23 protein-coding genes are annotated in these 23,575 nt (G+C 54.0%); 13 read left to right on the top strand and 10 right to left on the bottom strand.

Annotation, left to right across the window (positions count from 1 at the left end):
• Positions 1-46: 46 nt before the first annotated feature.
• Positions 47-679, top strand: coding sequence for an SDR family oxidoreductase (locus tag FMM01_RS14580; RefSeq protein ID WP_150392999.1), 633 nt, complete (start codon positions 47-49; stop codon positions 677-679).
• Positions 680-723: 44 nt separating this feature from the next.
• Here FMM01_RS14580 and FMM01_RS14575 read toward each other — a convergent pair whose 3' ends face one another.
• A complete protein-coding gene (locus FMM01_RS14575; protein ID WP_223850084.1) occupies positions 724-1,125 on the bottom strand; it encodes a MerR family transcriptional regulator in 402 nt (133 codons plus the stop codon).
• Between the two features lie 124 nt (positions 1,126-1,249).
• Here FMM01_RS14575 and FMM01_RS14570 point away from each other — a divergent pair, with 124 nt between their 5' ends.
• Together FMM01_RS14570 and FMM01_RS14565 are read left to right on the top strand one after the other, a co-directional pair.
• Complete coding sequence (locus FMM01_RS14570; protein WP_150391459.1) at positions 1,250-2,308, top strand: IS30 family transposase; 1,059 nt, start codon at positions 1,250-1,252, stop codon at positions 2,306-2,308.
• A 163-nt stretch (positions 2,309-2,471) separates the two neighbouring features.
• A complete protein-coding gene (locus FMM01_RS14565; protein ID WP_150392997.1) occupies positions 2,472-3,473 on the top strand; it encodes an aldo/keto reductase in 1,002 nt (333 codons plus the stop codon).
• Positions 3,474-3,714: 241 nt separating this feature from the next.
• Here FMM01_RS14565 and FMM01_RS14560 read toward each other — a convergent pair whose 3' ends face one another.
• The 3 genes from FMM01_RS14560 to FMM01_RS14550 all read right to left on the bottom strand — a co-directional run bounded on the left by FMM01_RS14560 (position 3,715) and on the right by FMM01_RS14550 (position 5,928).
• Positions 3,715-4,176 carry an Hsp20/alpha crystallin family protein gene (locus FMM01_RS14560; RefSeq protein WP_150392996.1) on the bottom strand — a complete coding sequence of 154 codons (462 nt, stop codon included), beginning with the start codon at positions 4,174-4,176 and terminating at the stop codon, positions 3,715-3,717.
• A gap of 109 nt (positions 4,177-4,285) precedes the next feature.
• Positions 4,286-5,551, bottom strand: a complete 1,266-nt coding sequence (locus FMM01_RS14555; protein WP_223850083.1) for an ATP-binding cassette domain-containing protein — start codon at positions 5,549-5,551, stop codon at positions 4,286-4,288.
• Positions 5,551-5,928 carry a hypothetical protein gene (locus FMM01_RS14550; RefSeq protein WP_150392994.1) on the bottom strand — a complete coding sequence of 126 codons (378 nt, stop codon included), beginning with the start codon at positions 5,926-5,928 and terminating at the stop codon, positions 5,551-5,553. The genes FMM01_RS14555 and FMM01_RS14550 overlap by 1 nt, the downstream gene beginning before the upstream one ends.
• A gap of 104 nt (positions 5,929-6,032) precedes the next feature.
• Here FMM01_RS14550 and FMM01_RS14545 point away from each other — a divergent pair, with 104 nt between their 5' ends.
• The 6 genes from FMM01_RS14545 (at position 6,033) to FMM01_RS14520 (ending at position 13,913) form a co-directional block, all read left to right on the top strand.
• Positions 6,033-6,929, top strand: coding sequence for a helix-turn-helix domain-containing protein (locus FMM01_RS14545; RefSeq protein WP_190973390.1), 897 nt, complete (start codon positions 6,033-6,035; stop codon positions 6,927-6,929).
• 136 nt (positions 6,930-7,065) lie between these two features.
• The gene (locus FMM01_RS14540; RefSeq protein ID WP_150393318.1) at positions 7,066-8,562 is read left to right on the top strand and encodes a hypothetical protein; all 1,497 of its coding nucleotides are present in this window, start codon (positions 7,066-7,068) and stop codon (positions 8,560-8,562) included.
• 17 nt (positions 8,563-8,579) lie between these two features.
• Complete coding sequence (locus FMM01_RS14535) at positions 8,580-9,590, top strand: hypothetical protein (RefSeq protein WP_150392992.1); 1,011 nt, start codon at positions 8,580-8,582, stop codon at positions 9,588-9,590.
• Positions 9,587-12,712 (top strand): SbcC/MukB-like Walker B domain-containing protein, encoded by a 3,126-nt coding sequence (locus FMM01_RS14530; RefSeq protein ID WP_150392991.1) that lies wholly within the window; start codon positions 9,587-9,589, stop codon positions 12,710-12,712. Before FMM01_RS14535 ends, FMM01_RS14530 begins: the two co-directional genes overlap by 4 nt.
• On the top strand, positions 12,709-13,515 hold the full coding sequence (locus tag FMM01_RS14525; RefSeq protein WP_150392990.1) for a DUF2399 domain-containing protein: 807 nt from the start codon (positions 12,709-12,711) through the stop codon (positions 13,513-13,515). The genes FMM01_RS14530 and FMM01_RS14525 overlap by 4 nt, the downstream gene beginning before the upstream one ends.
• A gap of 32 nt (positions 13,516-13,547) precedes the next feature.
• A complete protein-coding gene (locus tag FMM01_RS14520; RefSeq protein WP_150392989.1) occupies positions 13,548-13,913 on the top strand; it encodes a hypothetical protein in 366 nt (121 codons plus the stop codon).
• Between the two features lie 108 nt (positions 13,914-14,021).
• On the opposite strand, the gene FMM01_RS14515 is transcribed toward FMM01_RS14520, so the two are convergent.
• Together FMM01_RS14515 and FMM01_RS14510 are read right to left on the bottom strand one after the other, a co-directional pair.
• On the bottom strand, positions 14,022-14,246 hold the full coding sequence (locus FMM01_RS14515) for a hypothetical protein (protein ID WP_150392988.1): 225 nt from the start codon (positions 14,244-14,246) through the stop codon (positions 14,022-14,024).
• An 88-nt stretch (positions 14,247-14,334) separates the two neighbouring features.
• On the bottom strand, positions 14,335-15,333 hold the full coding sequence (locus FMM01_RS14510) for an NADP-dependent oxidoreductase (protein WP_186810228.1): 999 nt from the start codon (positions 15,331-15,333) through the stop codon (positions 14,335-14,337).
• A 113-nt stretch (positions 15,334-15,446) separates the two neighbouring features.
• Between FMM01_RS14510 and FMM01_RS14505 the strand changes: the two genes are divergently transcribed.
• The 4 genes from FMM01_RS14505 (at position 15,447) to FMM01_RS14490 (ending at position 18,280) form a co-directional block, all read left to right on the top strand.
• Complete coding sequence (locus FMM01_RS14505; protein ID WP_027829119.1) at positions 15,447-15,797, top strand: ArsR/SmtB family transcription factor; 351 nt, start codon at positions 15,447-15,449, stop codon at positions 15,795-15,797.
• A complete protein-coding gene (locus FMM01_RS14500; RefSeq protein ID WP_150392987.1) occupies positions 15,790-16,476 on the top strand; it encodes a type 1 glutamine amidotransferase domain-containing protein in 687 nt (228 codons plus the stop codon). Before FMM01_RS14505 ends, FMM01_RS14500 begins: the two co-directional genes overlap by 8 nt.
• A gap of 104 nt (positions 16,477-16,580) precedes the next feature.
• Positions 16,581-17,519, top strand: a complete 939-nt coding sequence (locus tag FMM01_RS14495; RefSeq protein WP_146994928.1) for an ABC transporter ATP-binding protein — start codon at positions 16,581-16,583, stop codon at positions 17,517-17,519.
• The gene (locus FMM01_RS14490; protein WP_051225399.1) at positions 17,516-18,280 is read left to right on the top strand and encodes an ABC transporter permease; all 765 of its coding nucleotides are present in this window, start codon (positions 17,516-17,518) and stop codon (positions 18,278-18,280) included. The genes FMM01_RS14495 and FMM01_RS14490 overlap by 4 nt, the downstream gene beginning before the upstream one ends.
• On the opposite strand, the gene FMM01_RS14485 is transcribed toward FMM01_RS14490, so the two are convergent.
• The 4 genes from FMM01_RS14485 to FMM01_RS14470 are packed head-to-tail and all read right to left on the bottom strand — an operon-like array spanning position 18,231 to position 23,508.
• Positions 18,231-19,157, bottom strand: coding sequence for a sensor histidine kinase (locus tag FMM01_RS14485; protein ID WP_063516917.1), 927 nt, complete (start codon positions 19,155-19,157; stop codon positions 18,231-18,233). The genes FMM01_RS14490 and FMM01_RS14485 overlap by 50 nt on opposite strands.
• Positions 19,154-19,855 (bottom strand): response regulator transcription factor, encoded by a 702-nt coding sequence (locus FMM01_RS14480; protein ID WP_150392986.1) that lies wholly within the window; start codon positions 19,853-19,855, stop codon positions 19,154-19,156. The genes FMM01_RS14485 and FMM01_RS14480 overlap by 4 nt, the downstream gene beginning before the upstream one ends.
• Before the next feature lie 58 nt (positions 19,856-19,913).
• Positions 19,914-21,734: an ABC transporter ATP-binding protein gene (locus FMM01_RS14475; protein ID WP_190973389.1), complete on the bottom strand. Its 1,821-nt coding sequence runs from the start codon at positions 21,732-21,734 to the stop codon at positions 19,914-19,916.
• Complete coding sequence (locus FMM01_RS14470; RefSeq protein ID WP_150392984.1) at positions 21,721-23,508, bottom strand: ABC transporter ATP-binding protein; 1,788 nt, start codon at positions 23,506-23,508, stop codon at positions 21,721-21,723. Before FMM01_RS14470 ends, FMM01_RS14475 begins: the two co-directional genes overlap by 14 nt.
• Between the last annotated feature and the right edge of the window lie 67 nt (positions 23,509-23,575).

Genomic DNA, 23,575 nt, shown 5'->3' with positions numbered 1-23,575 from the left:
GTAATTGTTATACTGGACCTGTAACTACTTAAGGAGGCCATCATTCATGAAAGTTCTTGCTATCGGTGCGCACGGCAAAGTCGCTCAGCATCTGATCCCAAAACTGGTTAAAGTCGGACATACCGTGTACGGCGGCATTCACAATCCCGCCCAGGATGCCACACTGACTAACCTCGGCGCGACCCCCGTGCCGTTCGATCTGCTTGGGCCCGTGGATAAAATGGTGCCTGTCCTGCAAACTATCGACGCTGTTGTCTTCAGTGCCGGCGCTGGTGGTCGGGGTTACGACCAGACGATTCTGATCGACCTTGATGGCGCAGTCAAGTCCATGGAAGCGGCCAAAGCCGCAGGCATCAAGCGCTATGTCATGGTCAGCTCCGCTGCCAGCAACGATCGGGCCACTTGGGGCACGGCGATCCGGCCATACATGGCGGCTAAATTCTACGCCGATCGGGAATTGGTCTGCGCCGGCCTCAATGAAACCATCATTCGCCCCGGCCGGCTGACTGATGATCCGGAAACGGGTCTTTACCAGCGCGGCATCAGTCCAACGGCCACGGATATCACCCGGGGCGATGTCGCCCAGTTTATCACAGCGGTGCTGGCCGATCCGGAGACGATTCACCAAGCCTACGACATCGTTAACGGCCAGCAGAACATTGCTGAATTACTCAACTAAGATAACTCGCGGATGCAAAAAATCGACGCCCAGCGTCGATTTTTTTATACATACTGCTGGTTACAGAAATCCGCCCAATCCGGCTTCGGCTGCCCCTGGGCCAAGGCCGTCTGAATCGCCGCAAAATAATGTTTCTTGCGCTGAATTTGTTGGTAATTAGCCTGCAGCTCCGCAATCTGGTGCTGGATCCGCGTATCGACTTCGTCCAGCAGCGCCACTGTTTTCGCCACGTCTTCCTGACTCTCCGTGTAATGGAAAAACTCCTGCAATTCCTCCAACGACATCCCCGCGTTCTTGTAGCAGCAAATCGCCCCTAACCGGTTCAGCAGGGCGTCTGTATACACCCGGTGACCGCCCTGACGGGGCACATTGTACAGTAAACCCAAATCTTCGTAATAGCGCAGTGTGGACGGCCGCATGTGGTATTTTTCGGCGACCTGACTAATTGGCCGGATTTAAAATTGAAGTGCAACACCGATTGAGTTAGACCAATCGACCGGGTTGATTTAACAAAATAGGCCATGAAGACCTATCCTTGAAGCGACTAAACTACCAAGAAAGGTGACCTTCATGACCCACAATCAGTCTAACAGTCTCGGCTCGTACACTCAACTCACAGAGGGCGAGCGCGGAATAATTGATGCGCTTTGGCACTCCCATGAATATTCCATTCGCGATATTGCACACATCATCCATCATTCCCCTAGTACGGTAAGCCGTGAGCTTAAGCGCGGCCGAGTCCAGCAACGGGATTCGAATTATCATTACTACAAGGATTACTTCTTTGATGCTGCCCAACGACAACACGAAGAACGACAGACCCATTCCCACGCCAAGAGCATGTTGGAGAAGTGTACCTACTTCTTTAACTGGCTGACCGCTCAGATCAAGAAGCATGCGTATCGTGAACAAAGTATTGATGGGTACGTGCATCAGTTCCAGCAACTCTGGCCTAATCGTTCGTGCCCCTCAACGCCGACCGTGTATCGCTACATTGATGCCGGACTGTTGTCAGTGACCAACATGGATCTGCCTGAGAAGTTGCGGCGTCGCGAGAAAAGGCCAGGCCGTAGTCATGCGCGTAAGAATAAACGCATCGCTGGAACGTCCATCGACAAGCGGCCCAAACAAATCAATAACCGCTGGTTTGTTGGTGACTGGGAAGGCGACCTGGTGAAGGGGAAGCGTTCTGCCGACCAACCAGCATTACTCACCCTGACAGAACGTGTCACACGTTATGAGCTGATCTACAAGATCCCAAACTATCACGCCCGGACTTGCTTAGAGGCCATGCAATACGTTCTGAACACACATGATCCTTATCTATTCCACTCCATCACCTTCGACAACGGTTCTGAGTTCGCCCTCTTGGACCAACTCAGAGGAACAAAGATCTACTACTGCCATCCCTATACACCCAGTGAACGTGGCAGTAACGAGAATGCCAACGGCTTGATTCGAGAATTCATTCCAAAGGGTCAATCACTATGGGAAGTCTCTAAGGAGAAGATTCGTAAGAGCCAAGATGTCTTAAACCACCGGTTAAGGAAGTGCCTTGGATACCGCAGCGCAATCGCGGCGCTCCAGGCCTCCCCCCTGGGCCTGGAGGAATCCCTGCCCACTACCTAAACCAATTCACACTAAACCAATTCACATGGATGAGTCTTCACTGTTGCACTTAATTTGACAATTCGGGACCTGACTAATTGTGTAAACAGCCATGATTTCCTCCTTGACTTCAAGTTAGCTTGAAGCGTTATGCTGAGTGTATCAATTCAAGGGAGCGGATTCAATGGTTTACTTAGCAAACGATAAACGCTACGACACAATGGTTTACAACCGCGTGGGCGCCAGCGGTTTGAAAGTTTCGGCGATTGCCCTGGGGCTGTGGAACAATTTCGGCAGTGTGGACCCGTTGGCGACGCAAAAAGCGATCCTGCACCAAGCCTTCGACCTGGGGATCACCTATTTCGACTTGGCCAATAATTACGGCCCAGTACCGGGCAGCGCCGAAGAAAACTTCGGCCGGATCATGGCTGACGATATGAAGCCCTACCGGGACGAAATGGTCATCGCCAGCAAGGCCGGGTATTACATGTGGCCAGGTCCTTACGGCGACTGGGGCTCTCGCAAGAGCATCATCGCCAGTGCCAACCAGAGCCTGCAACGGACCGGCTTGGATTACTTCGATATTTTCTATACGCATCGGCCGGATCCGGATACTCCTGTGGAAGAAACCGCTGAGGCGCTGGATCAACTAGTCCGCGAGGGCAAAGCGCTGTATATCGGTATTTCTAACTACAGCGGCGCCCAGACGAAGGCCATCGCCGCGATCTTCAAAGAGTTGAAAACACCGTTTATCATTCATCAGCCGCGCTACAACATGTTCGATCGGCACATTGAGCAGGACCTCTTCCCGGTACTGCGCGCGGAGAACAAGGCGGCCGTCAGCTTCAGCTCCTTGGCCCAAGGTCTGTTGACGGATCGCTACCTGCACGGAATTCCCAAAGATTCCCGCGCGGCCAAGTCCACCATTCCATTCTTGCATGAGGATCAGGTGGAAAAGACTCTGAGTACCGTCAAACAACTGAACGCCATCGCGGCCAACCGTGGGCAGAGTCTGGCGCAAATGGCCCTGGCCTGGAACCTGCGGGAACCAGAAATTGCCAGCGTCCTGATCGGTGCCAGCCGGCCGAGTCAGGTCGTCGACAACGTGCAGGCCTTGGCCCACTTGGCCTTCACAGCGGACGAATTGCACCAGATCGATACCATCCTGGCCGAGCAAGCCAAATAATCCCATACACGAAAAAATCGGCACTGTCAGCTCTCGCGAGTCAACAGTGTCGATTTTTTCGATTATCCATAAACTGTCCAATCTATTCCGTTGTCGATCGCACACGCAATCAACCGGTGATCTGCTTCGGACGATTTACAAAGTACCACGGGTTCTGCCCGCCACAGCACATAGCCGTCAGTGGCAAGTTCACCAATTGATCCAATGGGCGACCAGCTGAACCGGAACGTGAAGATTCATTTTATTGAATCTCAATGTTGCGACCAGTCTCCTTAGATTCAGTCAACTTGGGCAGAGTGACAGTTAAGACACCCTTCTCAAAGTCAGCCTTAATGTTCTTAACATCAACATTCGGCAGTTGATAGCTCCGGCTCATGGTGCCGCTGGAACGTTCAGACATCAAGACGTTGCCGTTCTTGTCGGCGTGATCTTCAACATCATTCTTGTGCACATTGATGCTCAGCACATTATCGTGGTAATTGAGCTTAATATCATTCTTATCAACACCAGGGATGTCAACCCGAGTGATATAAGCGTCCTTAGTCTCCTTAACATCAGTCAGCAGTCCATTGACGGCTGTTGAGCTGATGCTGGGCTCTTCCCAATCGCCAACGATCGGGTTAAAGAACCGACGCGCTAAGTTGTCAAAGAACGTATCGTTCATCAACGCATTATTGCGACGAGTCATCATATCAGTAGCCATAATAGAAAACTTCCTTTAGTTTTGGATTTAGCACGCTGGTTGAAGGGGCTGATCGCTCAACTCCTTCTCCCTCGCTCCATCTATAATGTAACACCTTTTAGCATTTATGTTAAGTGTTTGCCAGAATTGGTTTAATTACTTTTGAGACACCGTTTTTGCCCGCTGTGTCAAGATGAATCACTTGGTCATAAAGGCCTTGAACCGCTACGGGGACTTGGTGGCCCACCTCGATCAGCGTCTCTGGTCCGGTTAAGAACTCCTGGCGCACTTGCCTCGCCAGCCGATCATCCAACGCCGATGCTGCCTCATCTGCCAACAACACCGGCCGGCGGCGCAGTAACGCTCGGGCAATTTCGACACGCTGGCTTTGGCCGCCGGATAGGTTGCGGCCATTTTCACCCACGCGATAAGTCAATCCCTTTTCGGCCACCAACTGGCTCAACCCAGCTTGTTGCACTGCAGCAGTTATTTCTGAGGCAGAGAATTGGGCACCCAACGTGAGGTTGTATCGAATCGTATCATCGAATAGAAATGGGGTCTGCTTAATCAGTCCGAAATACTGCCGGCGCCGAGTGCGGGGCACCTCTTCCACCGCGACCCCGCCGATGGTATAGGTACCACTCGCCAGCGGAATTTCGCCCTGCAGGACCCGCAGCAAGGTGGATTTGCCAAAGCCAGAGGGAGCCATGAGCAGCACGTGTTCACCCGGATTAATGGTTAAATTCAAATGACTGAATAGTGTTTTCTGACCAATCCGCACACTGACATCCCGCAGTTGCAGCGGGCCGCCAGCCAATCTAGGACCAGACTGGTCAGCCTTCCGCTTAGCGGCGTGCAAAGCTTGGACAGCTTGGATTTTTTGCTTGATTGGCTTCACGGCACCCCATTGGTTGATACCATCCAGTACCGTTAATAACGGCGTGCGCATGCTGTTGGCCAATTGCAGCACGCCCATGAATTTAGCCAACGTGGAGGCACCCCGAATGATCCGCCAAATACCCACCCCATACGGCAAGAGCATGCCGCACAAAGATGACACAATCATGGTTGCTCCCGCCACAATAGCGGTGAGATAAGTCATGTGAAATAAGCGCTGCTCCAACTGCTGACCAAGCCCGCCGACCCGTGCTTTCAAGACACCGTTAGCTTGATACGTGCGGGCGGTGTCCAACCCAGCCAAGAAGTCTTTTAACTGTCCAGTCCACGCCGCATTCGCCGTTGACCAAGCCCGGGCTGCCCGGCTCACCGTTCCTTGAGTCCAAAAAGAAATCATCGCCGGCAAAAGATTGCCGATGAGAAAGGCCGTCGCCGTCAGCCAATCAAAAGAGGCCGCCCCGCCCAGCGCGCCAATGAAAAGCAAGGCATTGCTGCTCATCACCAGTTCATTGGCATGCCCTTTTCCTCCAACAACTTCAAATCATTGGTCATAAACGAAACCATGGCGCCACTATTGGCAGTCAGCGGCCGATCATCGGCGATGTACTGGATCATGATTGCCTTCACACGTATGTTGACGGTGCGGGTAATCAGCGCATTGCAGCTTACTAAGAGCCAATTGAGGATGCCGACGCTGATAAAGATCACTGCCCCAATGCCGACGTTGCGGATAAAAAGTCCCAAGTCCCGGCCCATGGCCGCCGCCACGAACCGGGTGACAATCCAAGCCATGGCCACATTTACCAGGCTAGTCGTCCCAGCCAACACTAAAAACAACAGCAGCTGCCATTTCTTCCCATACTGCCAAATAATCATGGTAATCACCTCATCTCATCTTGTGCCTTCAGTTTAGGTGGGTTAAGATGAGGGCAATTAATGTAAGTCATATATGACTGCAATCTTTTGAGAGCGGGATGCAGATGACAAAACTCGGCGCCACTGTACGCCAGATTCGGCAAAATAAAGGGTTAACATTAGCTGCGGTGGCTGATTCGCAGATCACTGAATCTTTTCTATCTAAATTCGAACGCGGCGTGACAGATATTTCAGTCACTAAGTTTCTCCACCTGCTGGACCGAATACTCACTACGCCGGAAGAGTTTTTCTACCTCCATGGGAATGTGCCGCTGCCGCAACCGGCACGAGGCGACGGCTATCAGACCCGGGCCGTCCTCATGCACCGCTTGCTGCCCTCTGGTGCTTCAGAACAGATGGCAGCCGAGCGTTACCGTACTGCGCCCACACTGCTCAATGCCCTGACTTGGCGAGTACAGCAAATGCAGCAGGCACCCCTGGCCCAGATCGGTCAGGGCCGCTTCTCTGCTGAAGCGGTCCACTACCTTTATAGGGTGGATGATTGGGGTGAGTTCGAGCTCTATCTGTTTACCTTTTTTGCCCTGGATATGCATCTGGCGGATGAACGGCGACTATTCAAGGTTGCTCTGAACCGCAGTCAAAAGTACAGCACGTTTCGCGGTGCCCCGCTGCTGCGTTTCGACATCACGCACAACCAGCTCTTCATTGAGATGCGCAAGCAGGCTTACCCGGTGGCTAAGAGTGATTTGACCATCTACGCTGCCCTCCTCGAAGACAGGCCTAACGCCCAGCATGAAATCTATTACCGGTTCATTCAGGCGTGGTGGCTGTACCGCACGAATCAGCAAACTGCTGCGGCCAATGCTGCCGCCACAACCGTGCAATTAGCCGCCGCCTTGCGCCTGCATCATCTCGCCCAATTTGCCCAAGACACCCTCACCGCCGTGGCGACCCATGGGCCAGAATATGATCAGTCGTTTTTTGAATTGTTAATTGAGTAATTAACTGGCACAGTGTTGCTGCCGCCCATCGCCCCCGCCACTGCGCGGGGTGTTTTTGTGTCGGCGCCGATAGGCGATAGCCTGTTCGCCTTACTTCTTGTATAATGGAGGCATCTATTGAAAGAAGGTGAGCATCATCGCTGTCGTCATGTCGAAACCACTGAAGGATCTGCTGCTGGCCAGCAACCTGGGGTTGAATAAGAATCACTCGCTGGCCGGCTGGAATGTGCTGACGATCCTGTACCACGACGGCAGCAGCAGCGGGGTGCCCATTACGTTAGACTTTCTCACCCGTCGCTACAACGAATCCTATTTGGATACGGAAAACGACGAAGCACCAATTTCAGACAATGTCTTAAAAACAGTCCTGGACGTTCTTAGCCAGCAAGCACGGTTGATTGAAGCATCCGCCCGCAAGATTCGAGCCCGAAGTAAAAATGGACTGTACACCACGCGTACGTCCTATGTTTACCGAATCACCAGCAGTGGGATTGAGTACGTGAAGATGATGCAGCGGGTACTGGATGCTGAAAGTACGATTACCGCCAACACCAACCGAATTCAGGAATACTGTGCGCTGGTGGTCAAGCTCAGCCAGAATCCAGACACCACCGGCGATACCGCCCTTTTTAATGATTTTCAAAACATGATCAGCGCCTACGATGACGTGATGAACGGCATGCATAAGCTGGACGATGATCTTGATGAGCTGGCCAACGATATTGCTTTCAATCATGGCAGCGCGGAGGCCAAACACCTGCAAGGAATGCTGAACGGCAAAGCCATTCCGGCCTTTAAAATGATGTTGATGCAGGGTGCGCGGATTCAAGCCCTCGCCCACGATCCCGCCTTCGCTGGCGATGTCGCCCGCTCCCAACAAGGCACCGATGATTTGGATGCCGCTAATGCCGTCCGCGACCAGGATAAACTGTTGACCCGCTTCACGCGTACTCGGGACTATGTGCGGCGTCAGCTGGCCAAACTGGCGCTCAGTGTCGACCCCAGCACCAGTGCGATCGATAGCAGTCTGGATTCCATTTATCTGGTTTTCCATACGATCCTGGGTGCCATCAAACTGCTCAGTGACGAATATGAACATATCCAAGGCCAAACGGTCGACGTGAAAGCACTGACCGCCCAAATTGACGGCCTGCTGACCCATTACCAAACCCTCCAGGTCTACACCAACCTGCCGCGCCATTTACCGGCCGACCGGAAAATCGAAGACCCGGAGGACCTGCTGGACGCGTCCACCATGGGCCCGGTGGCCTATACCGCCACCAGCAGCCCCAGGTCCATCGCCACCGCGGCCGACAACCCGGTGGTCGCGCAGGACACGTATCCTGTTGCCGATGATCAAGCCGCTTTAGCCGAGTTTCAGCGACTGGTGATGCGATCGGCCACCCATGCCGTGGTGGATCACGACCTGAATTTCACCACCAGCACCGCCCGGGACGAAGTGGTCCGGCTTTACGCCGCCACCGGCTACACGAGTTATGCCAGCTTTGCCCCCTTCGGTCGCCCGGTGCAAGCGGCCCGCGCTCTGCCTGACACTGGCCCCATTCACCTGCACTGTGCCGGCGAACAGTTCAGTGTCGTCCTGCCCAGCGGCTTTACCATTGATTTTGGTTAGAAAGGAGGCGGCCTGGTATGGCCGAATTACAAAGCAGTGAACGATTGATCATCAACCAGCTCTTCGATCACAGCGTCTTTACCAGCACCGTCATCCCAGACATGACCCACGCCACCGTGGACGCCATCAACGCGCTGAAGCGGCCAGCCGTCCAGAAAAAGATCACCAGCTACCTCAATGACCTGGTCGGGATGGGCCCGGACAACTATCAGGAGAACCTATTATTTCTGCTCGGCCCCAACCAGCTGGACCCGGACGCCGTCCACGTACTCCTGGCCACCCTCAAAACGATTATCAATGAGCCGAATCTGCAAACCGCCGAGGCTGACCGGCTGGTGGTGGCGGAGAAAATCGTCCGCCAAGTACGCAGCGAAGTGATCAACTTAGGCGAGAAAGAGATTTACCGGCTGATCACCCGGTTGTTCGTGGACCGCTTGGGCCTGCTTACACCGGACCAAATCGACGGCCCGCTGCCGGACCAGACCAAGTTCGTCACCGAATATTGGGACGTCAGCCCGGATTTCACGGCCGTGGCCAAGTGTCTGGTGGATGCCTTGATTGCTGAGCAGACGCCGCCACAGCTGACCCAGAGTCAGCAGGTGAACCGAGAACTCCTGCTGCACCGCTACATGAGCCCGGATACCGCGCCTGTACTGTGGCCGGTGCTAGTGGCCAATAAACACGCCATTGCCGCCCAGTGGACCGAATTGCAGCGATTCGTCTTGGAGTGCGGCAACGACTACGCGCTGCTCTTGGACAGCCAGCGCCAGCAAAGCGCGGCCATGCCCTATGTCACAGCGCTGGCTGTGGCCAATTCACTGGGGGTGGGTATTCCGGCGGTTGATTTAAATGGCCGGATTCACCAGATTGCCCAGCAGTTGTATCCGCATAAAGATATCTCGGTGTCTGATGTCAAAACCGCCTTGAGCGACAACGCACTGATCCAGCACCAGCAAAACTTTATTAGTCCCACCCCACTGGTGCAGCGATTTGCCGTCCGGACAGACGATGAAGGAGATTGGCAATGAATTTACCTGAGCATTTGACTCCAGTCAGTTATCATTTACGCCATTTCAACAAATACGACACGCTGGACTTGCCAGCGTCCGAGAACGGCAACCTGACCATTATCGGGGAGAACGCGGTGGGCAAAACAACACTGGCCAACTGCTTCTTCCCCATGCTAATCGATGGGGCCATTTCCACGCCCTCGTTCAATGCGGCGAAAGGCACCGAAAACGTTTCGCAAAACGCCACCGCCCGCAATAGCGCCCGGGATACCCGCACCTTCGCCAGCATGCTGCTGGGCTGGGGCAGCGGCGCCATGAAAGTCCGGACCGGGTATACCTATATGGTGCTCCGCTCTATTCACCGCCAGGTCATTCTGGGCCTGGGTGCCCACCGGGCAGACGGCGATACTCGTCAACCCACCTGGTGGTTCGCCGTCGTCAGCGATGATCCGGCTGCCCCGGTACCGCTAACCACCACCGACGCTGCTGGTCAGTGTCTGAGTAAGACTGATTTTATTCAAGCCAACGCTGCACTGGGCGATACTTTCCATCTTTTCGACACCGCGTTAGATTATCGTGAATACGTTGCTGTCCATATTTACGGCTTCGCCAGCGGCGAAACCTTAGGCAAACTGGCCAACGTCTATCGGTTATTGGCCTCGCCCATCTTAACGTCCGGTAACGCCAAGTTTTCGCCCATTCGCAACGCGCTGAAAAATGCCCAGGAGGGGATTGACGACCAGGTGATCCAGTCCGTGGCCAACAGCCAGCGGGAGGTCAATCAGTATAATGGTTTGCTGGACCGGATCAAAACCGGCCAAACCCGCCTGACCCGGATGAAGGAAACTATCTTTTGGGGCAACCTGAACCATTTGCAAGAACTCATCCTGACTCGCTACAGCGAAGCCCATGGCGACTACGAAAAAGAGAAAGAGAAGCGCGCCCAAGCCGAAATTCAGGCGCGCCAGTACACGGACCAGTTGCAGCTGCTGGCAGAAAACCTGGCTACCAGTGAGCAGGAACTGGCCAAATTACGGGACGCCCAAGCGGAGCAAAAGACGATCATCGAACGCCGCCACCAGTATGCTGACCAGATCACGCTGGAGAAAAAGCGGCTCAAAGACTACCGCGCTCGGCTGGACCAGTTAGCCACTTTGCACACTCAGCAAGCCGATATCCAAGCCCAACTGGCCGCCGTTCAAGCGAACCAGGCGGCACTGCAAAAAGATCAGCTCAGTCCGCTGCAAACCACGATCAGTACCCACGCCGCCCAGTTGCAAGAGCTGGCCAAGGCCATCGCCCAAACTGAATTGGCCGCCGTCGTCCAGCACATGGCGGCGTATTTGCAGCATCTCAAAACCCAGCGCAATCAGTACCAGCACCTGGCTGAGACCATGGCGCACCTGAATCAGGACGTCGTCATTGTCCACACCATGCAAGACGCCATGGGTACCAGTATTGATCGCCACGTGACCGGCCCGCTGATCAGCCGCCCCCGCACCGCCCTGCACCAGGACAACGAAGCCATCCATGAACACGGGGCCGCTCAGATGAGCGACCAATTTCAAGCGCTGAAGGATCAACAGCAGCAGCTCCTGGCCGCCCATCCCGATTTGAAAGTAATTCTGACTCATCCGGCCTTAGTTGACCAGCTGACCACAGCGCAAAAGGCCCTGGCTGGCCTAGCCGACCAATTTGCAAAACTGACCCGCCAGCAAGCCACCCTGACCGACCACGCCCAGAGCAAGGCCCAGGAGATCCAAACCGTCCAGCAGACCTTAGACCCGAATTTCGACGAAGCCGCGGTAGTTCAAACGATCACTGAGGCCCAGGCCAACTTGGACCGGCTGATCGTGGACGCCGAGCTGGATAAAAAGCTGGCCACCGCCGAACAGGCCCACCGCAAGCTGACTGACGCAGAACATAACGCCACGCGTCAAAAGAGTATCGCCGAAGGCCACGCCCAATCCGCGGCAGCTGCTGCGCAGGAACAGGCGGCGGAGCTGCATCGCTTGGCGGAGCGGATCATCCCGTCCCTGCACACATTGGCCCCCTATGCACCAGAGGGGGTGACCCTGAAGACGATTGAGGACACCATCGCCTTTGTCACTGAAAACCGGGTTCCTGTTCGTACCAACAGCTACGCCCAAGTCACCAGCCAAATCAGCAAGCTCATCCACCGCAACGACCGCAACGGCATTGACCGCAACGCTCTAGACGTGTTATTTGAAGAACGCAATCATCCCGACATTGCCAGCGCCATGCGCCAGCAACGGTCAACGGAAGACAACGGCTTGACGGTGGTCGCCTTTGACATCAACGCGGCTCTGGCCATCCTGGCCACAGACCGAGCCGGTGTGGAGAAATCTCTGGCCCAGCGCAAAGAAGGCAACGACTTTGCCCAAACCGCCTACCTGGGCGCAGCTGTTCAACGAATCACCGCCCAGTACCAAGCCATCGCCGATTACAACGCAATGCTCACCCAAGGAGCTGGGCAAAATAACAGTATCCGCCTGCGTATCACCCTCACGCCGGACACTGTCACCCCGGCCGTTATCGCCGAAGCCCGCGATCCCCAGCAGGACGAGCGGCCCCATCTGCTGGCCGAAATTCAGAAACGGTTAGAGAAATTGGCCAACGATGCCGCTGTCTCCGACGACGAAGCCGCCTTCCAAGCCGCCGCCCGGGACCTGCTCGATACCCGCCAGTGGTCCAACTTCAACGTCGAGATCCACCGCCGCCAAAGCGCTCCGGATGATTACGAAGTCGTGGATGATAAATTCGTCCAATCCGGCGGTTCTGGCGCAGAAAAAGCCCAGGCGATGGTGCTGCCCTTGCTGCTGGTGCCCAAAATGGTCCTGCGCCAAGCCCAGCAGGACGACGCCCCCTATCTGGTCATGTTCGATGAATTTGCGGACAAGCTCGACCCTGAAACGGCCAAGTCTTTCGTTAATACCATTGCCCGCTTCGGCTTCTGTTTCATCGCCACCATGCCCAATGGCGCGCAGAACAAAGTGCTGGCCGATGGCGTTGACAATATCGCCTATACCGTCCTGGCGCCGAGCCAGCAAGACGACGGCCAATTCCATAAAAATCGTGTCGTGCCAGCCCTGATCTGGCGCCAGGAGCCGCGCCAATGAGCCGTTACCAAGAAGCCTACACTCGGGTCACTGACCGGCCGGCTCCGGCAGCCGCCGCCACGCTGGATACGCTCTTTGACCAAATTGCTGCTGGCAAAACGCTGCCGCCCAAAGCCCAGCAGGCCGTCGCTCTGGGCTTGACGGCCCATAGCCTCAACGACGCAAAAGAAAATCCCGGGCTGTTCGACTATTACCGCTGGGTGCTCACCCACTGTTTCGCAGCTAAGCAAATTAACGAACTGACCGCGAAACTCATCGGCATGGCCTTCACCAGCGCCAATATATTCCAAACCGACCTGCCCCAGCCGATCACCCTGAACCCGTGGCAGATCCAGGCCATGCTGGCCTTTCCCTTGGCCGCGGCCAAGGCCGTGGTGATCGAAAACAACGGCGTCTTCGCTCTGCTCCATCAGCACCACCCGGATTGGCCGCTGATCGTCCAATCCGGCAACGACTTCAACCCCGCCTATGTGCAGCTTTTACAGCGGCTAGAAAAGCGGGGCGTCCAGTTTGCCTACATCGGCGACCTCGACAGCCGCGGCATTCAAATGGCAGACCATTTCTATACCCAATTGCAGCAAACGCCCATTGAGACCGTCACTGCCCTCCAACCGCCGGTGGTTGTCGCCCGCTGGGTCACGCTGTACGGCAAACCGGATACCCACCGCACCCGGTCGCTGACCATTCAGCATCCGATTTATCAGCAGGAGTTGGCTACGATTCACTTACAGGGAAAATTTGTGGAGCAGGAACAACTGATTGATGACTACGAGCGTATGATTCTGGCTTGGTTGGCCAACTAGTCAATCTGCCCCTTAGACTGGAGGAATTCTGCATGCGGACCCATTACACACCAGGCCAAATCTTGGGCCTTATTTTCGCGGATATTATCGCTGTGAGCTATCTGCCGTTTACGCCCTTTTGGAAAATCGGCTTGAGTTTGGCCTGCTTGTTCTTAATCAGTATGGGCGTTGTTGCTCTGCCCCAATACCGCACTGTCATTCGGCAAGTAAAGCAGCATAACGGATGGCAAATAATTACGGTTCTGGCTTTGCTGGCACTTTTACTCATAATTACTTTGGATTGGCAAAACACGGTATTCTCTTGGCTAATCAATCTGGCAATGAGTTTGTTTATCATTTGGGGCGGTATCCTTGCACTCATTCATGGTGTCGACGTCCATAAACCCAATGCCCATTAAAAACGTTGATGTTCAAAAACTAGCATACCTGATTTGATCACCAATCCAGGTATGCTAGTTTGTTTGGTCCATCATTTATTTAGTCGTTGACGAATTTTTATTTCCCTGTTAATCAGCACAATGGGAACGATTAAAATGGCCAACAGTATCCCAGGTAATAACCATCACCTGGGCATTGCCAACCGGCATCGGCCGGAACAGTTGGTACCCGCAAATTGCCATGGCAACAATGAATACCGCAATTCGTAAGATGACCATTTTGATACTGTGCTTATTACCCATTAGAAATAACAACACAATTAGTCCAGCAGAAATTGGCTCTAGCAGCATCATTTCACCCTCTTGACCATTGATCACCCGACTCGCACCACGTCTCCTATAGTTTGTATCCATACCCAAGACGATGCAAGCTTTAAGCAATTTACTGCATTTTCACAACAATCTTTCCCCGAGCATGCCCCGCCTCGGAGTGATCCATCGCTTGTTGAAAATCCGCAAACGGCACAATCTCATCAATCACTGGTCGAATTTCACCTGCTTCCACCAATTGAGTAATCAGCGCCAACTGCTCGCCGCTCGGTTTCATGAATAAAAAGCGGTAGGCAACATGATATTGCTTCTCCCGCTTGCGAATCGCCCGGGTGGCCAAACTAAACAACGCCTGTTTCCACAAAGGCAGACCATCGGCTCGGGCAAACTTGCCGTCCGGCAAACCGGACAGCGACACGACGGCCCCACCTGGTTTAACGATTTTGAACGCCTGCAGCAGATTGTCCCCGCCCAAGGTGTCGTATACCGCATCGTAATCATGCAGCACATCGGTGAAATTCTCTTGATGATAATCGATCACCTGATCCGCCCCAAGATCCGTGACCAAGGCCCGGTTAGTGCCACTGGTGGTGGTTGCCGCGTAAGCCCCCATTAATTTAGCCAGCTGAATAGCGAATGTGCCAATACCGCCAGAACCAGCTTGAATCAAAATTTTCTGGTTGGGCTGTAACTGCAGCATATCGTGGAACGCCTGATAGGTGGTAAGGCCTACCAACGGCAGCGCCGCGGCCTCCGGATAGCTCAAATTCTGAGGCATCTGCGCGATATCCGCCTGATCCACCGCCAGATACTCGGCAAAAGTACCAATTCGTGATTTCCGCGGGCGGCCATAAACCGCATCGCCAATCTTGAAGCGGGTGACACGGCTGCCCACTTGTACGATCTCACCGGCAAAGTCGCTGCCCAAGATCAGCGGCATCTGGTATTTAAGCAGCATGCGGACAGCACCGTCGCGCGTTTTGAAATCAATTGGGTTGATGCTGGCAGCGTGGATCGCCACCAGCACGTCACTCGGCCCTGGCGTCGGAATCGGGACTAGTACCCGGTCGAGTTGTTTCTGACCATAATGGTTAATCAGCATCGCCTGCATTGTATGTGGCATAAGTTGTGCTCCTTTGGTTTAATGTTTTAAACCATTGTACCCTTGACGAATCGTCGGTTCAATGGTTTAATTGTTTAAACCAATAAAACTGGAGGCAAAAAATGGCCCAACCTGATTTGCACCGCATCAAAACCGAATTCGATACCGTCCAAGAATTCTTGATTGCCGTTGGCGACGAGAAACGACAGGCCATCATCATTGCCCTGCTCCATCAGCAATCCGGTGCTGGCCTGCGGGTCCCCGATTTCACCGAGATGACCGGTCTTTCGCGCCCGGCGGTGTCGCATCACCTTAAACTATTAAAACAAGCCGGCATTATTGCTGCCCGCTCAGAGGGGACAAAGAATTACTACTACCTCTCAAATATTGCCGCATCCTTGAAACAATTACGGCAGCTTAGCGATGATATGTTAGTATTTTTAGCCGCAAAGGAGCAGAAAAATCATGGATAAAAAGAAAATACTGGTGGTGTTAACCAATACCACTCAATTCCAAGTTAAACCTGAAGCCACTGGTCTTTGGCTGGGCGAAGCCACCGAATTTGTCATGGATATGCAGGCTGCTGGCTATACTGTGGACTACGTGAGTCCTCGGGGCGGGTATGTCCCGATTGATCCCCGCAGTTTGAAATATGCTGACGCCCAAGCGATGGCGATGTATCGCGATCCGAATTTTCAAAAACGGGCCCTTACTGCCTCCTTGGCCCCCGACCAGGTCCATGCCGAAAACTATCTCGCCATTTATTACACCGGTGGGCACGGCGTGATGTTTGATTTCCCTGATAGTCACCCCCTCCAGGAAATCAGCCGGACAATTTACCGCCAGGGCGGCTACCTCACCTCCGTATGCCACGGTATCGCCGGCTTGCTGAATCTGCAAGACGATGCTGGTCAGTACCTGATTGCCGGTAAACACATCACCGGCTTCACCACTACGGAAGAAATTCTCAGTAACAAACGCCGGCTGGTCCCCTTTCTCAACGAAAAGGCCGCTCAGGAACGCGGCGCCATCTTCCAGAAAGTCCGGGCCTTCAAGCCCTACGCCGTCACCGACAACCGCATCATCACGGGCCAAAATCCTTGGTCCCCCCACGCTGTGGCCCAAGCCTTGCTCAGCGCAACAGCTGGTTAACCACTCACTCTGACCCGAGTTAATGATTAATTAATATCCAGTTAACGCCCCGCTTAACAGTCCCCCGGTATGCTGGAGACAGTTAAGAAAGGAGCTGATCGGTAATGCCCACCACAGCCTTACAACTCAGCGACGTTACAAAAAAATTCGGACGGCAAACTGTCCTGAGCAACATCAATATGACCATTCAACAGGGGGATATCTACGGCCTGATCGGCGAAAACGGCGCCGGTAAAAGTACCTTGATGCGTCTGATCACCGGCCTGTCACCGCTGCGCAGCGGCCAGATCATGCTGCTGGGCGCAAGCCGCAACCAAGCCGGCTACAATCAAGCGCTGCAGCGCATCGGCACGATTATCGAAAGTCCCGCCCTCTACCCGCATCTAACCGTCTACCAAAACCTGATGGTCAGTGCCAAGCAAAAGGGTGTGGCCAACCGCCAGGATGTTTTGGCCACGATTCAATTTGTCGGTCTCACTGAAAAAACCAAAACCAAGGCGAACCGCCTATCCTTGGGCCAGCGGCAACGCTTAGGGCTCGCCATCGCCCTGCTCGCCCAGCCTGACTTTTTAATTCTGGACGAACCGATCAACGGCCTAGACCCCATGGGCATCATCGAGATTCGGGATTTGCTGCATCGTTTGAACACCGAACAGCAAACCACGATCCTCATTTCCAGCCATATTCTCACGGAACTGTACCAAGTTTGCACCCGCTTCGGCTTCATCCACCGCGGCCGCTTGATTCAGGAAATCACTAAGCCCGCTCTGGACGCGGCCAATCAATCCGGCATTATTCTCCACGTAGCCGACGTCAACGCCGCTTCTGAGGTACTGGACGCCCAGCATATCAAGCCCTTCAACGTGATGAATAATCACCAGATCATCATCTATAACAACACCCTGGATACCGGTGAAATCAACTACCAATTGAACCATGCCGGGGTGCGGGTGGATGACATTCAAACGCAATCTGGTTCGTTGGAAACTTATTTCACCACGCTGTTGCAGAAAGATGATCAGAAAGGCGGTGCGGCCTCATGATGCGCATTTTCAAGAGTGATCTCTATCGCTTGTTTCATACCACTGGCTTCTGGCTGACCCTCGTGGTCACCCTGATCGCGGCAGTGGTTTCAGCCGCCAACAAGGCGATCGGCGGGATCACCATGGGCACCTCAGCCTTAGAAAACATGGCTGCCCCGAATTGGACCGTCTATAATACGGCCCGGTATCTGTCCTTTAGTACAACATATCTGCCCTACGTTTTTATCGGCCTCTTCGTCATTCTGATCGGTTATGAATTCAGTCAGCAAACGTACAAAAATACCCTGACGGCCGGTATTGGCCGGTGGCAATTTATCATCAGTAAGAACCTCACGCTGCTGCTGACTGTTGGCGTGCTCATCGCCCTGTTCTTCTTCAGCGGTGTTTTGACCTCCGCCATTGCTGGCCGGCCAATGGGGGCCGCACTGGGTAAAATAATCAGCCGGATCCTGCTGTACACCGGCTCCCAGCTGGTGGGGATCGCCGCCGTGTATGCCTTAGCGACAGTACTGCTGGTTCTGTTTCACAGTACGGTGATCGCCGCCGTCTTTATCGTGGTTTTCCCGCTGTTTGTACCGGGATTAAACACTTTCGTTCACTGGTCTTGGCTGAAGTACATTGATTTCCTCTCCACCAGTCAAAACCTGACTGCTGGTATTCTCAGCAATCAGACGCTGGGCCGCTTTATTCTGGTTTCTGTCCTCACCACCATTATTGCTTGGCTGGCGAGCGCGCTGATTTTGAAGAACCAGGAACTTTAACCGCCAGCTCGGCAGGAAAAGTGAGTTGCACCACAAACCGCCGGCTCGTCGATTGGGCCACCGAAGCAGTGCCGCCCAACCGCTGGACCAGGGTTTGCATGATATTCAGCCCCAGCCCGCTGCTGTGCGCCGTTTGCTGGGCCGTCGCGAAGCGCTGCAGCAGCGCTTGAACGTCAGGAATCGGTTGGGCCACGGCGTTAGCAAAAGTGAACTGAATCGTACCGGCCGCGGCCCGCTCTCCCGTGATGGTTGGCTGACCAACCCCATAGGCTAAGATATTGCCGATCAAATTTTGAAACACTCGGCTGAGCAGCCGTTCATCCGTCCGCATGGTCAGCGCTGGTGCTAATTGAATGTCCGGCATCAGCTGCTTGGCGGTGAACGTATCATAGTAGGTCAGCAGCAGCCGGCCCAATAGGTCTGTGACATTCACCGGCTGCAGCGTCAGCCCTTGGGTCGTTTCCTGCAGCAAGCTGAAATTCATCAAGGTATCCACATAGTGACTGACAGTCGCCAGGCTGTCGGCCACTTTTTGCGTCCGCGTCTGATCGGCGGCCGCCGCATTTTTTTGCACCAGCTGGTTATATCCCGCCGCGATCGCCAGCGGCGTTTTGATATCGTGCACCAAATTAGTCATCAGCGCGCGCACCCGGGCGTCCTCCTGCTGGCGGGTCCGGAGCAATTGCCGGGTCATATCCAAGGTCGTATTGATCTCCTGGACCAGCGGTCGGTGCACCGCCAGAGTAGCGGTTACTTTGGCATTCGTATCTGTTTGATTAATGTGCACTAATTCCCGGCGAATCCGGCGTGTATCAAGCAGCAGGACCAGGACCCAAATGGCTAAGCCGATACTGAGCACCGCCAAGAAAATTGTCATTGGCCCGCCTCCCCAGTCGGCGCAAAGCGGACCCCCAGGCCCCATAAAGACTGAATATACTGGGGCCCATCCGGCTGATTGATTTTCTTGCGCAAATTGCTTAAATGGACGGCCAGTGTATTTTCGCCGCCGATGTACGGTTCGTGCCAGACCGCAGTATACAGATCGGCTTTGGGGAAGACCTGGTGGGGATGGCCCATAAGCAGCTGCAGGATGGCATATTCCTTTTTGGCCAAGGGGAAAGACTGGTCCCCGACCTGAACGGTGAAGGCGGCCGCATTCAAGGTGATGTTGCCCACCGTTAACGCAGCGTGCTGATCAGCAGTGCCGGCTGCCGTTTGGTTGCGCAGCTGAACCCGAATTCGGGCGGCTAACTCGTCCAGATCAAACGGCTTGGTCAAATAATCGTTTGCCCCGGCTTCCAGCAAGGCCACGATCTTGCCCTTGTCCTGCACTGCCGTGAGCACCAAAATTGGCACTTGACTGGTCTTGCGCACCGTCTTCAAGACGCTCTCGCCATTCACGATCGGCAGCATCAAATCCAGAATCACCAAATCCGGCGGGTCGGCCAATATCCGGGAAATCCCCGTCGCCCCGTCCTGCACATAAGTCACCACAAACTCATCCTGCAGAGTTTCCACCAGCAGGTCATCCAAACTCTGGTTATCCTCAACCACCAATATCCGCGGCTTGCTCATTGCTGCCCATCTCCCATCTAATTGATTATATCAATTATCTGGGCGGGCCAGCCAGCCGCTATGCGTTATACATCGCCGCCTGACTTTCCCATAACTGTTGAAAATAAGCCGACTGCTTGGCCAGATCATCCGCCGCGCCCATCGCTACGATCCGGCCGGCTTGCAGCATAATAACCTGATCCGCCAGGGTCGTCGCGCCGATCCGGTGGGTAATAAACAGTGACGGCTTGTGCGCCGACAGCCGCTTGATCTTGGAGAAAACCGCCAGTTCATGGATCGGGTCCAAACTGGCCGTAGGTTCATCCAGAATTTGGAACCGACTGTCGCGATAGGCCGCGCGGGCGATGGCAATTTGCTGCTGCTGCCCGCCGCTGGGTTGGAAGTTCTCCCCACTGAACCCGCCAATCGGGGTTTGCGCGCCCTGCGGCAAATGGGCAATCCAGTCAGTCAGCCCCCATTCCTGAATAATGGCCGCCAGTTTGGCCTGATCGATCGTCGTACTGCTGGCAATATTTTGATCAATGGGAATGTCGAATACTTCGTAATCCTGGAATACTGCACTGAACAACCGGGTATACTCAGCCAGCGGAATATGCTGAATATTGGTCCCATTCAACCGAATCGTTCCCTTGGTCGGGGTATACAAGCGCAGCATCAATTTCACCAGCGTCGTCTTGCCGCTGCCGTTTTCACCCACCAGGGCCGTGACGCCCTTAAAGGGTAACGTAAACGACACGTCATGAAGGACTTCGCCCCGGTTAGGATAGCTGAAGCTGACGTGGTCAAACTGCAGCACCAATGGCGTTGAAGCCGCGGGCAGCGGCTGGCTAGCAGCGGTCTGTCGAGGCGGCTGAGAAATGGCAAACACCTGCTGGACATATTGAATCTGATTCTGGAACCGTTGCAGGTGCTGCCACGCGGCAACAAGCAGCGATACTGACGACGCAATTTGGACAACACCGGCAAACAGGGTGTTGATATTACCGATCGGCAGCAGGTGCAAATACATCTTGTACACGACCAGGGTGAAGATGGCGACAATAGCGACACTGGAAATCAGCTGGGCCACGATCTGGGAATTGTACTCAATGTGTACCAGTGTCTTATTCTGCTTCTTTTCCTCTCGCCACACGGCTTTGTACCGGGTTTGGATCAGATCGCCCATGCCCCAGAGCTTAATGGATTTGATATTGCTGTAAGTATTGACGATTTCCAGCAGAAAATAGTTCATCTTTTTCTCCAAAACCATCAGGGCCGCAAAAATCTGAATGTTCTGTTTGGTCAAATGCTGATATGCCCACCCAAGGCCGGCTTCCAGCAAAATCAGCCCGACCACGACGACAATCGTGGCATAGAGGATAGTCCGCTGTTCCGTAATGCGATAGACAACCATCCAGGCCAGCAGCGAAATACCAGTGATAATCTCCAGCACATTTTCTAAGGACTGCTGCAGCTGGGCAAAAAACGCCCGCACGCCGCCGGAATAGCGGAAGGAGGACTCGCTCTTGTTCATCGTGCTGAAGTATTCCTTAGATTCCAGTGTCGCAAAGTCCACCTGCTCCCAGGCTTCATGGATCCGTATCTTTAATACTTCGTTGGCCCGGGCAGCACTGATCAGCATGGTCTGACGGATAAATAGGGCAGCCAACCCAACCACGATCACTAACAGATAGGTCACCACGGCGGTGCGGATCGCCGTATTAAAGCGGCGGGCCACCATCGCGTTCAACAGTTGCGTGTTGCCAATGATCAGCACGTATGGATTCATGGCGTTGAGCAAACTCGTGGCGAGCATCAAGTAGACGAGCTTCTTGTCCAGACTATTCATCAGGTGCAGCGTGCTGCCCAATTCGCGAACTGCTGCGTTAATTTTCTTCATTTTGATCACCCGCCGCGTACAGCGTCTTTTGAGCTTCCCACAATTGTCGATAATACGCACAGCTGGCCAGCAGCTCGGCATGGGAACCCAGACCGATGATCCGGCCATCCTTCATCACCATGATTTGACTTTGCACCGTCAAGGAACCCAGTCGGTGCGAAATGAAAATGACCATCTTGTCCTTGAGCTTCGCACTGGCCAAGGCGTAGAACTGCTTTTCAGCCAGCGGGTCCAGGGCCGCCGTGGGCTCATCCAGAATATTCAAGTCGGCGTCTTTGTACAATACCCGGGCAAAGAGCAGCTCTTCCTTCTGCCCGCCTGACAAAGAAATGCCATCGGGATCTAGTTCATTGCCAATCATCGTGCGCACACCATGGGATAAATGCTGAACAAAGTCGAGCATACCCACTTCCTGAAGCATGCGATCCACCCGGTCGTAATCAATTTTTTCAGGTACCACCAAGGCAATATTCTCAGCAATCGTAAAATGCAGCAGGATATCATCCTGAAATTCCACCGCGATCCGGTCCCGCAGCGATGCGGTCGACCAAGCGGTGCGCGGTTGGCCGTTAATGGTGATGGTCCCGGCAGTCGGCGGATACAGACCGCAGATCAGTTTGATCAGCGTCGTCTTGCCGGCACCATTCTCTCCCACAATGGCGAGGGACTGGCCAGCAGCCAGCGCCAACGATACATGATGCAGCAGAGTGGCCGAGCCCACCGCAAAGGAGACATCCTGCAAACGCACGGACTGGATCTGGTCAATTGCCGGCAAGTTCGGAGTCGGTTCAAGGGGCTGGGCATACCCCAAGAAAGCCCGGAAATTCGCCGCATACGACAGATTACGGCCCACTTCGGACAATGCCTGACGAATGGTCGTGAACCGGGCATTCAGCACTTGCATGGCGGTGATGAAGACGATGATGTTTTCAATACTGACCGTCTGGGATTGGATCAGAAACAACAGCGTGCCGAGAATACCTAGAGCATTCACCGCGACCTGCAAGCCGCCAACCAGCGTGGTGACCCGGGTATAGCGCTGCTGCCAGGCAACAATGCCGTCAGCCAATACTGTGAAGTGCTGGTGCAGCAGCGGAAATAGGTTGAACAGCCGAATGTCTTTCCCACTGCTGCGTTTCATTAACATCCGGGTGAAATAGCTCTGGTAACTGGCGATCTGGTTTTCTTCCTGTTTATGCTTGGCAAACCAGGCATTAGCGATCCGCTGCAACGCGTATTCCACCAAGTTGATTGCCGCCACAATCAGGATCAGCCAGGGGTTAAAGTAGCCTAATACCAAGGCGACAATGATCACCTGAATACTTGTACGGACGGCCTGCAGGGTATTGTCCACAACGGCCCCGATCCCATCGTTGCCGCCGTTATAAATTGCTTCATAGGCTTGATCGATAACAGCTTTGCCTTGGACCGAATCAATATCCGCTTGGCGCCAATTAAAGATCAAGCCCGAGAATACCGGAATATAGTCGAAGCGAAAATCAAACGTGAACTGGGTCAACCCGTCTTGCAGATGGGTATCGAGGATATTGAGCCCGTAGCCGACCAGCGCAATCGCCAGAATAACCAGTACCGTACTCAGCCCTGGCAGGATAGGCTGTTGAATCAAATGCACCACGAGGGCCGGGAAAGACACCACGAACCCGGCGTAGGCCGCTCCGACAACACAATCGATTAGAAATAATAGTATTTTAGCTGCCCGCCGCTGTTTGCCAAACAGCCGCATAATATAAGTCCAATCCCCATAACTGTGCATTGCCAACACCCCCACTCACTGGCCTTTGATTCAGCCGTGCCATTAGAGCTTCCAAATGAATATATAA

The sequence above is a fragment of the Schleiferilactobacillus harbinensis genome (assembly GCF_008694105.1).
Classification (GTDB): Bacteria; Bacillota; Bacilli; order Lactobacillales; family Lactobacillaceae; genus Schleiferilactobacillus; species Schleiferilactobacillus harbinensis.
The sequence above is the reverse complement of the archived record's forward strand: the minus strand, read 5'-3'. Positions and strand labels throughout refer to the sequence as shown.

Coding starts and splice junctions, on each gene's coding strand:
- FMM01_RS14470 (WP_150392984.1), bottom strand. CDS start 23,508: ATGCACAGTTATGGGGATTGGACTTATATTATGCGGCTGTTTGGCAAA.
- FMM01_RS14565 (WP_150392997.1), top strand. CDS start 2,472: ATGGTTTACTTAGCAAACGATAAACGCTACGACACAATGGTTTACAAC.
- FMM01_RS14580 (WP_150392999.1), top strand. CDS start 47: ATGAAAGTTCTTGCTATCGGTGCGCACGGCAAAGTCGCTCAGCATCTG.
- FMM01_RS14525 (WP_150392990.1), top strand. CDS start 12,709: ATGAGCCGTTACCAAGAAGCCTACACTCGGGTCACTGACCGGCCGGCT.
- FMM01_RS14510 (WP_186810228.1), bottom strand. CDS start 15,333: ATGCAGGCGATGCTGATTAACCATTATGGTCAGAAACAACTCGACCGG.
- FMM01_RS14550 (WP_150392994.1), bottom strand. CDS start 5,928: ATGATTATTTGGCAGTATGGGAAGAAATGGCAGCTGCTGTTGTTTTTA.
- FMM01_RS14535 (WP_150392992.1), top strand. CDS start 8,580: ATGGCCGAATTACAAAGCAGTGAACGATTGATCATCAACCAGCTCTTC.
- FMM01_RS14475 (WP_190973389.1), bottom strand. CDS start 21,734: ATGAAGAAAATTAACGCAGCAGTTCGCGAATTGGGCAGCACGCTGCAC.
- FMM01_RS14520 (WP_150392989.1), top strand. CDS start 13,548: ATGCGGACCCATTACACACCAGGCCAAATCTTGGGCCTTATTTTCGCG.
- FMM01_RS14480 (WP_150392986.1), bottom strand. CDS start 19,855: ATGAGCAAGCCGCGGATATTGGTGGTTGAGGATAACCAGAGTTTGGAT.
- FMM01_RS14515 (WP_150392988.1), bottom strand. CDS start 14,246: ATGATGCTGCTAGAGCCAATTTCTGCTGGACTAATTGTGTTGTTATTT.
- FMM01_RS14485 (WP_063516917.1), bottom strand. CDS start 19,157: ATGACAATTTTCTTGGCGGTGCTCAGTATCGGCTTAGCCATTTGGGTC.
- FMM01_RS14490 (WP_051225399.1), top strand. CDS start 17,516: ATGATGCGCATTTTCAAGAGTGATCTCTATCGCTTGTTTCATACCACT.
- FMM01_RS14560 (WP_150392996.1), bottom strand. CDS start 4,176: ATGGCTACTGATATGATGACTCGTCGCAATAATGCGTTGATGAACGAT.
- FMM01_RS14495 (WP_146994928.1), top strand. CDS start 16,581: ATGCCCACCACAGCCTTACAACTCAGCGACGTTACAAAAAAATTCGGA.
- FMM01_RS14555 (WP_223850083.1), bottom strand. CDS start 5,551: ATGAGCAGCAATGCCTTGCTTTTCATTGGCGCGCTGGGCGGGGCGGCC.
- FMM01_RS14530 (WP_150392991.1), top strand. CDS start 9,587: ATGAATTTACCTGAGCATTTGACTCCAGTCAGTTATCATTTACGCCAT.
- FMM01_RS14570 (WP_150391459.1), top strand. CDS start 1,250: ATGACCCACAATCAGTCTAACAGTCTCGGCTCGTACACTCAACTCACA.
- FMM01_RS14545 (WP_190973390.1), top strand. CDS start 6,033: ATGACAAAACTCGGCGCCACTGTACGCCAGATTCGGCAAAATAAAGGG.
- FMM01_RS14505 (WP_027829119.1), top strand. CDS start 15,447: ATGGCCCAACCTGATTTGCACCGCATCAAAACCGAATTCGATACCGTC.
- FMM01_RS14500 (WP_150392987.1), top strand. CDS start 15,790: ATGGATAAAAAGAAAATACTGGTGGTGTTAACCAATACCACTCAATTC.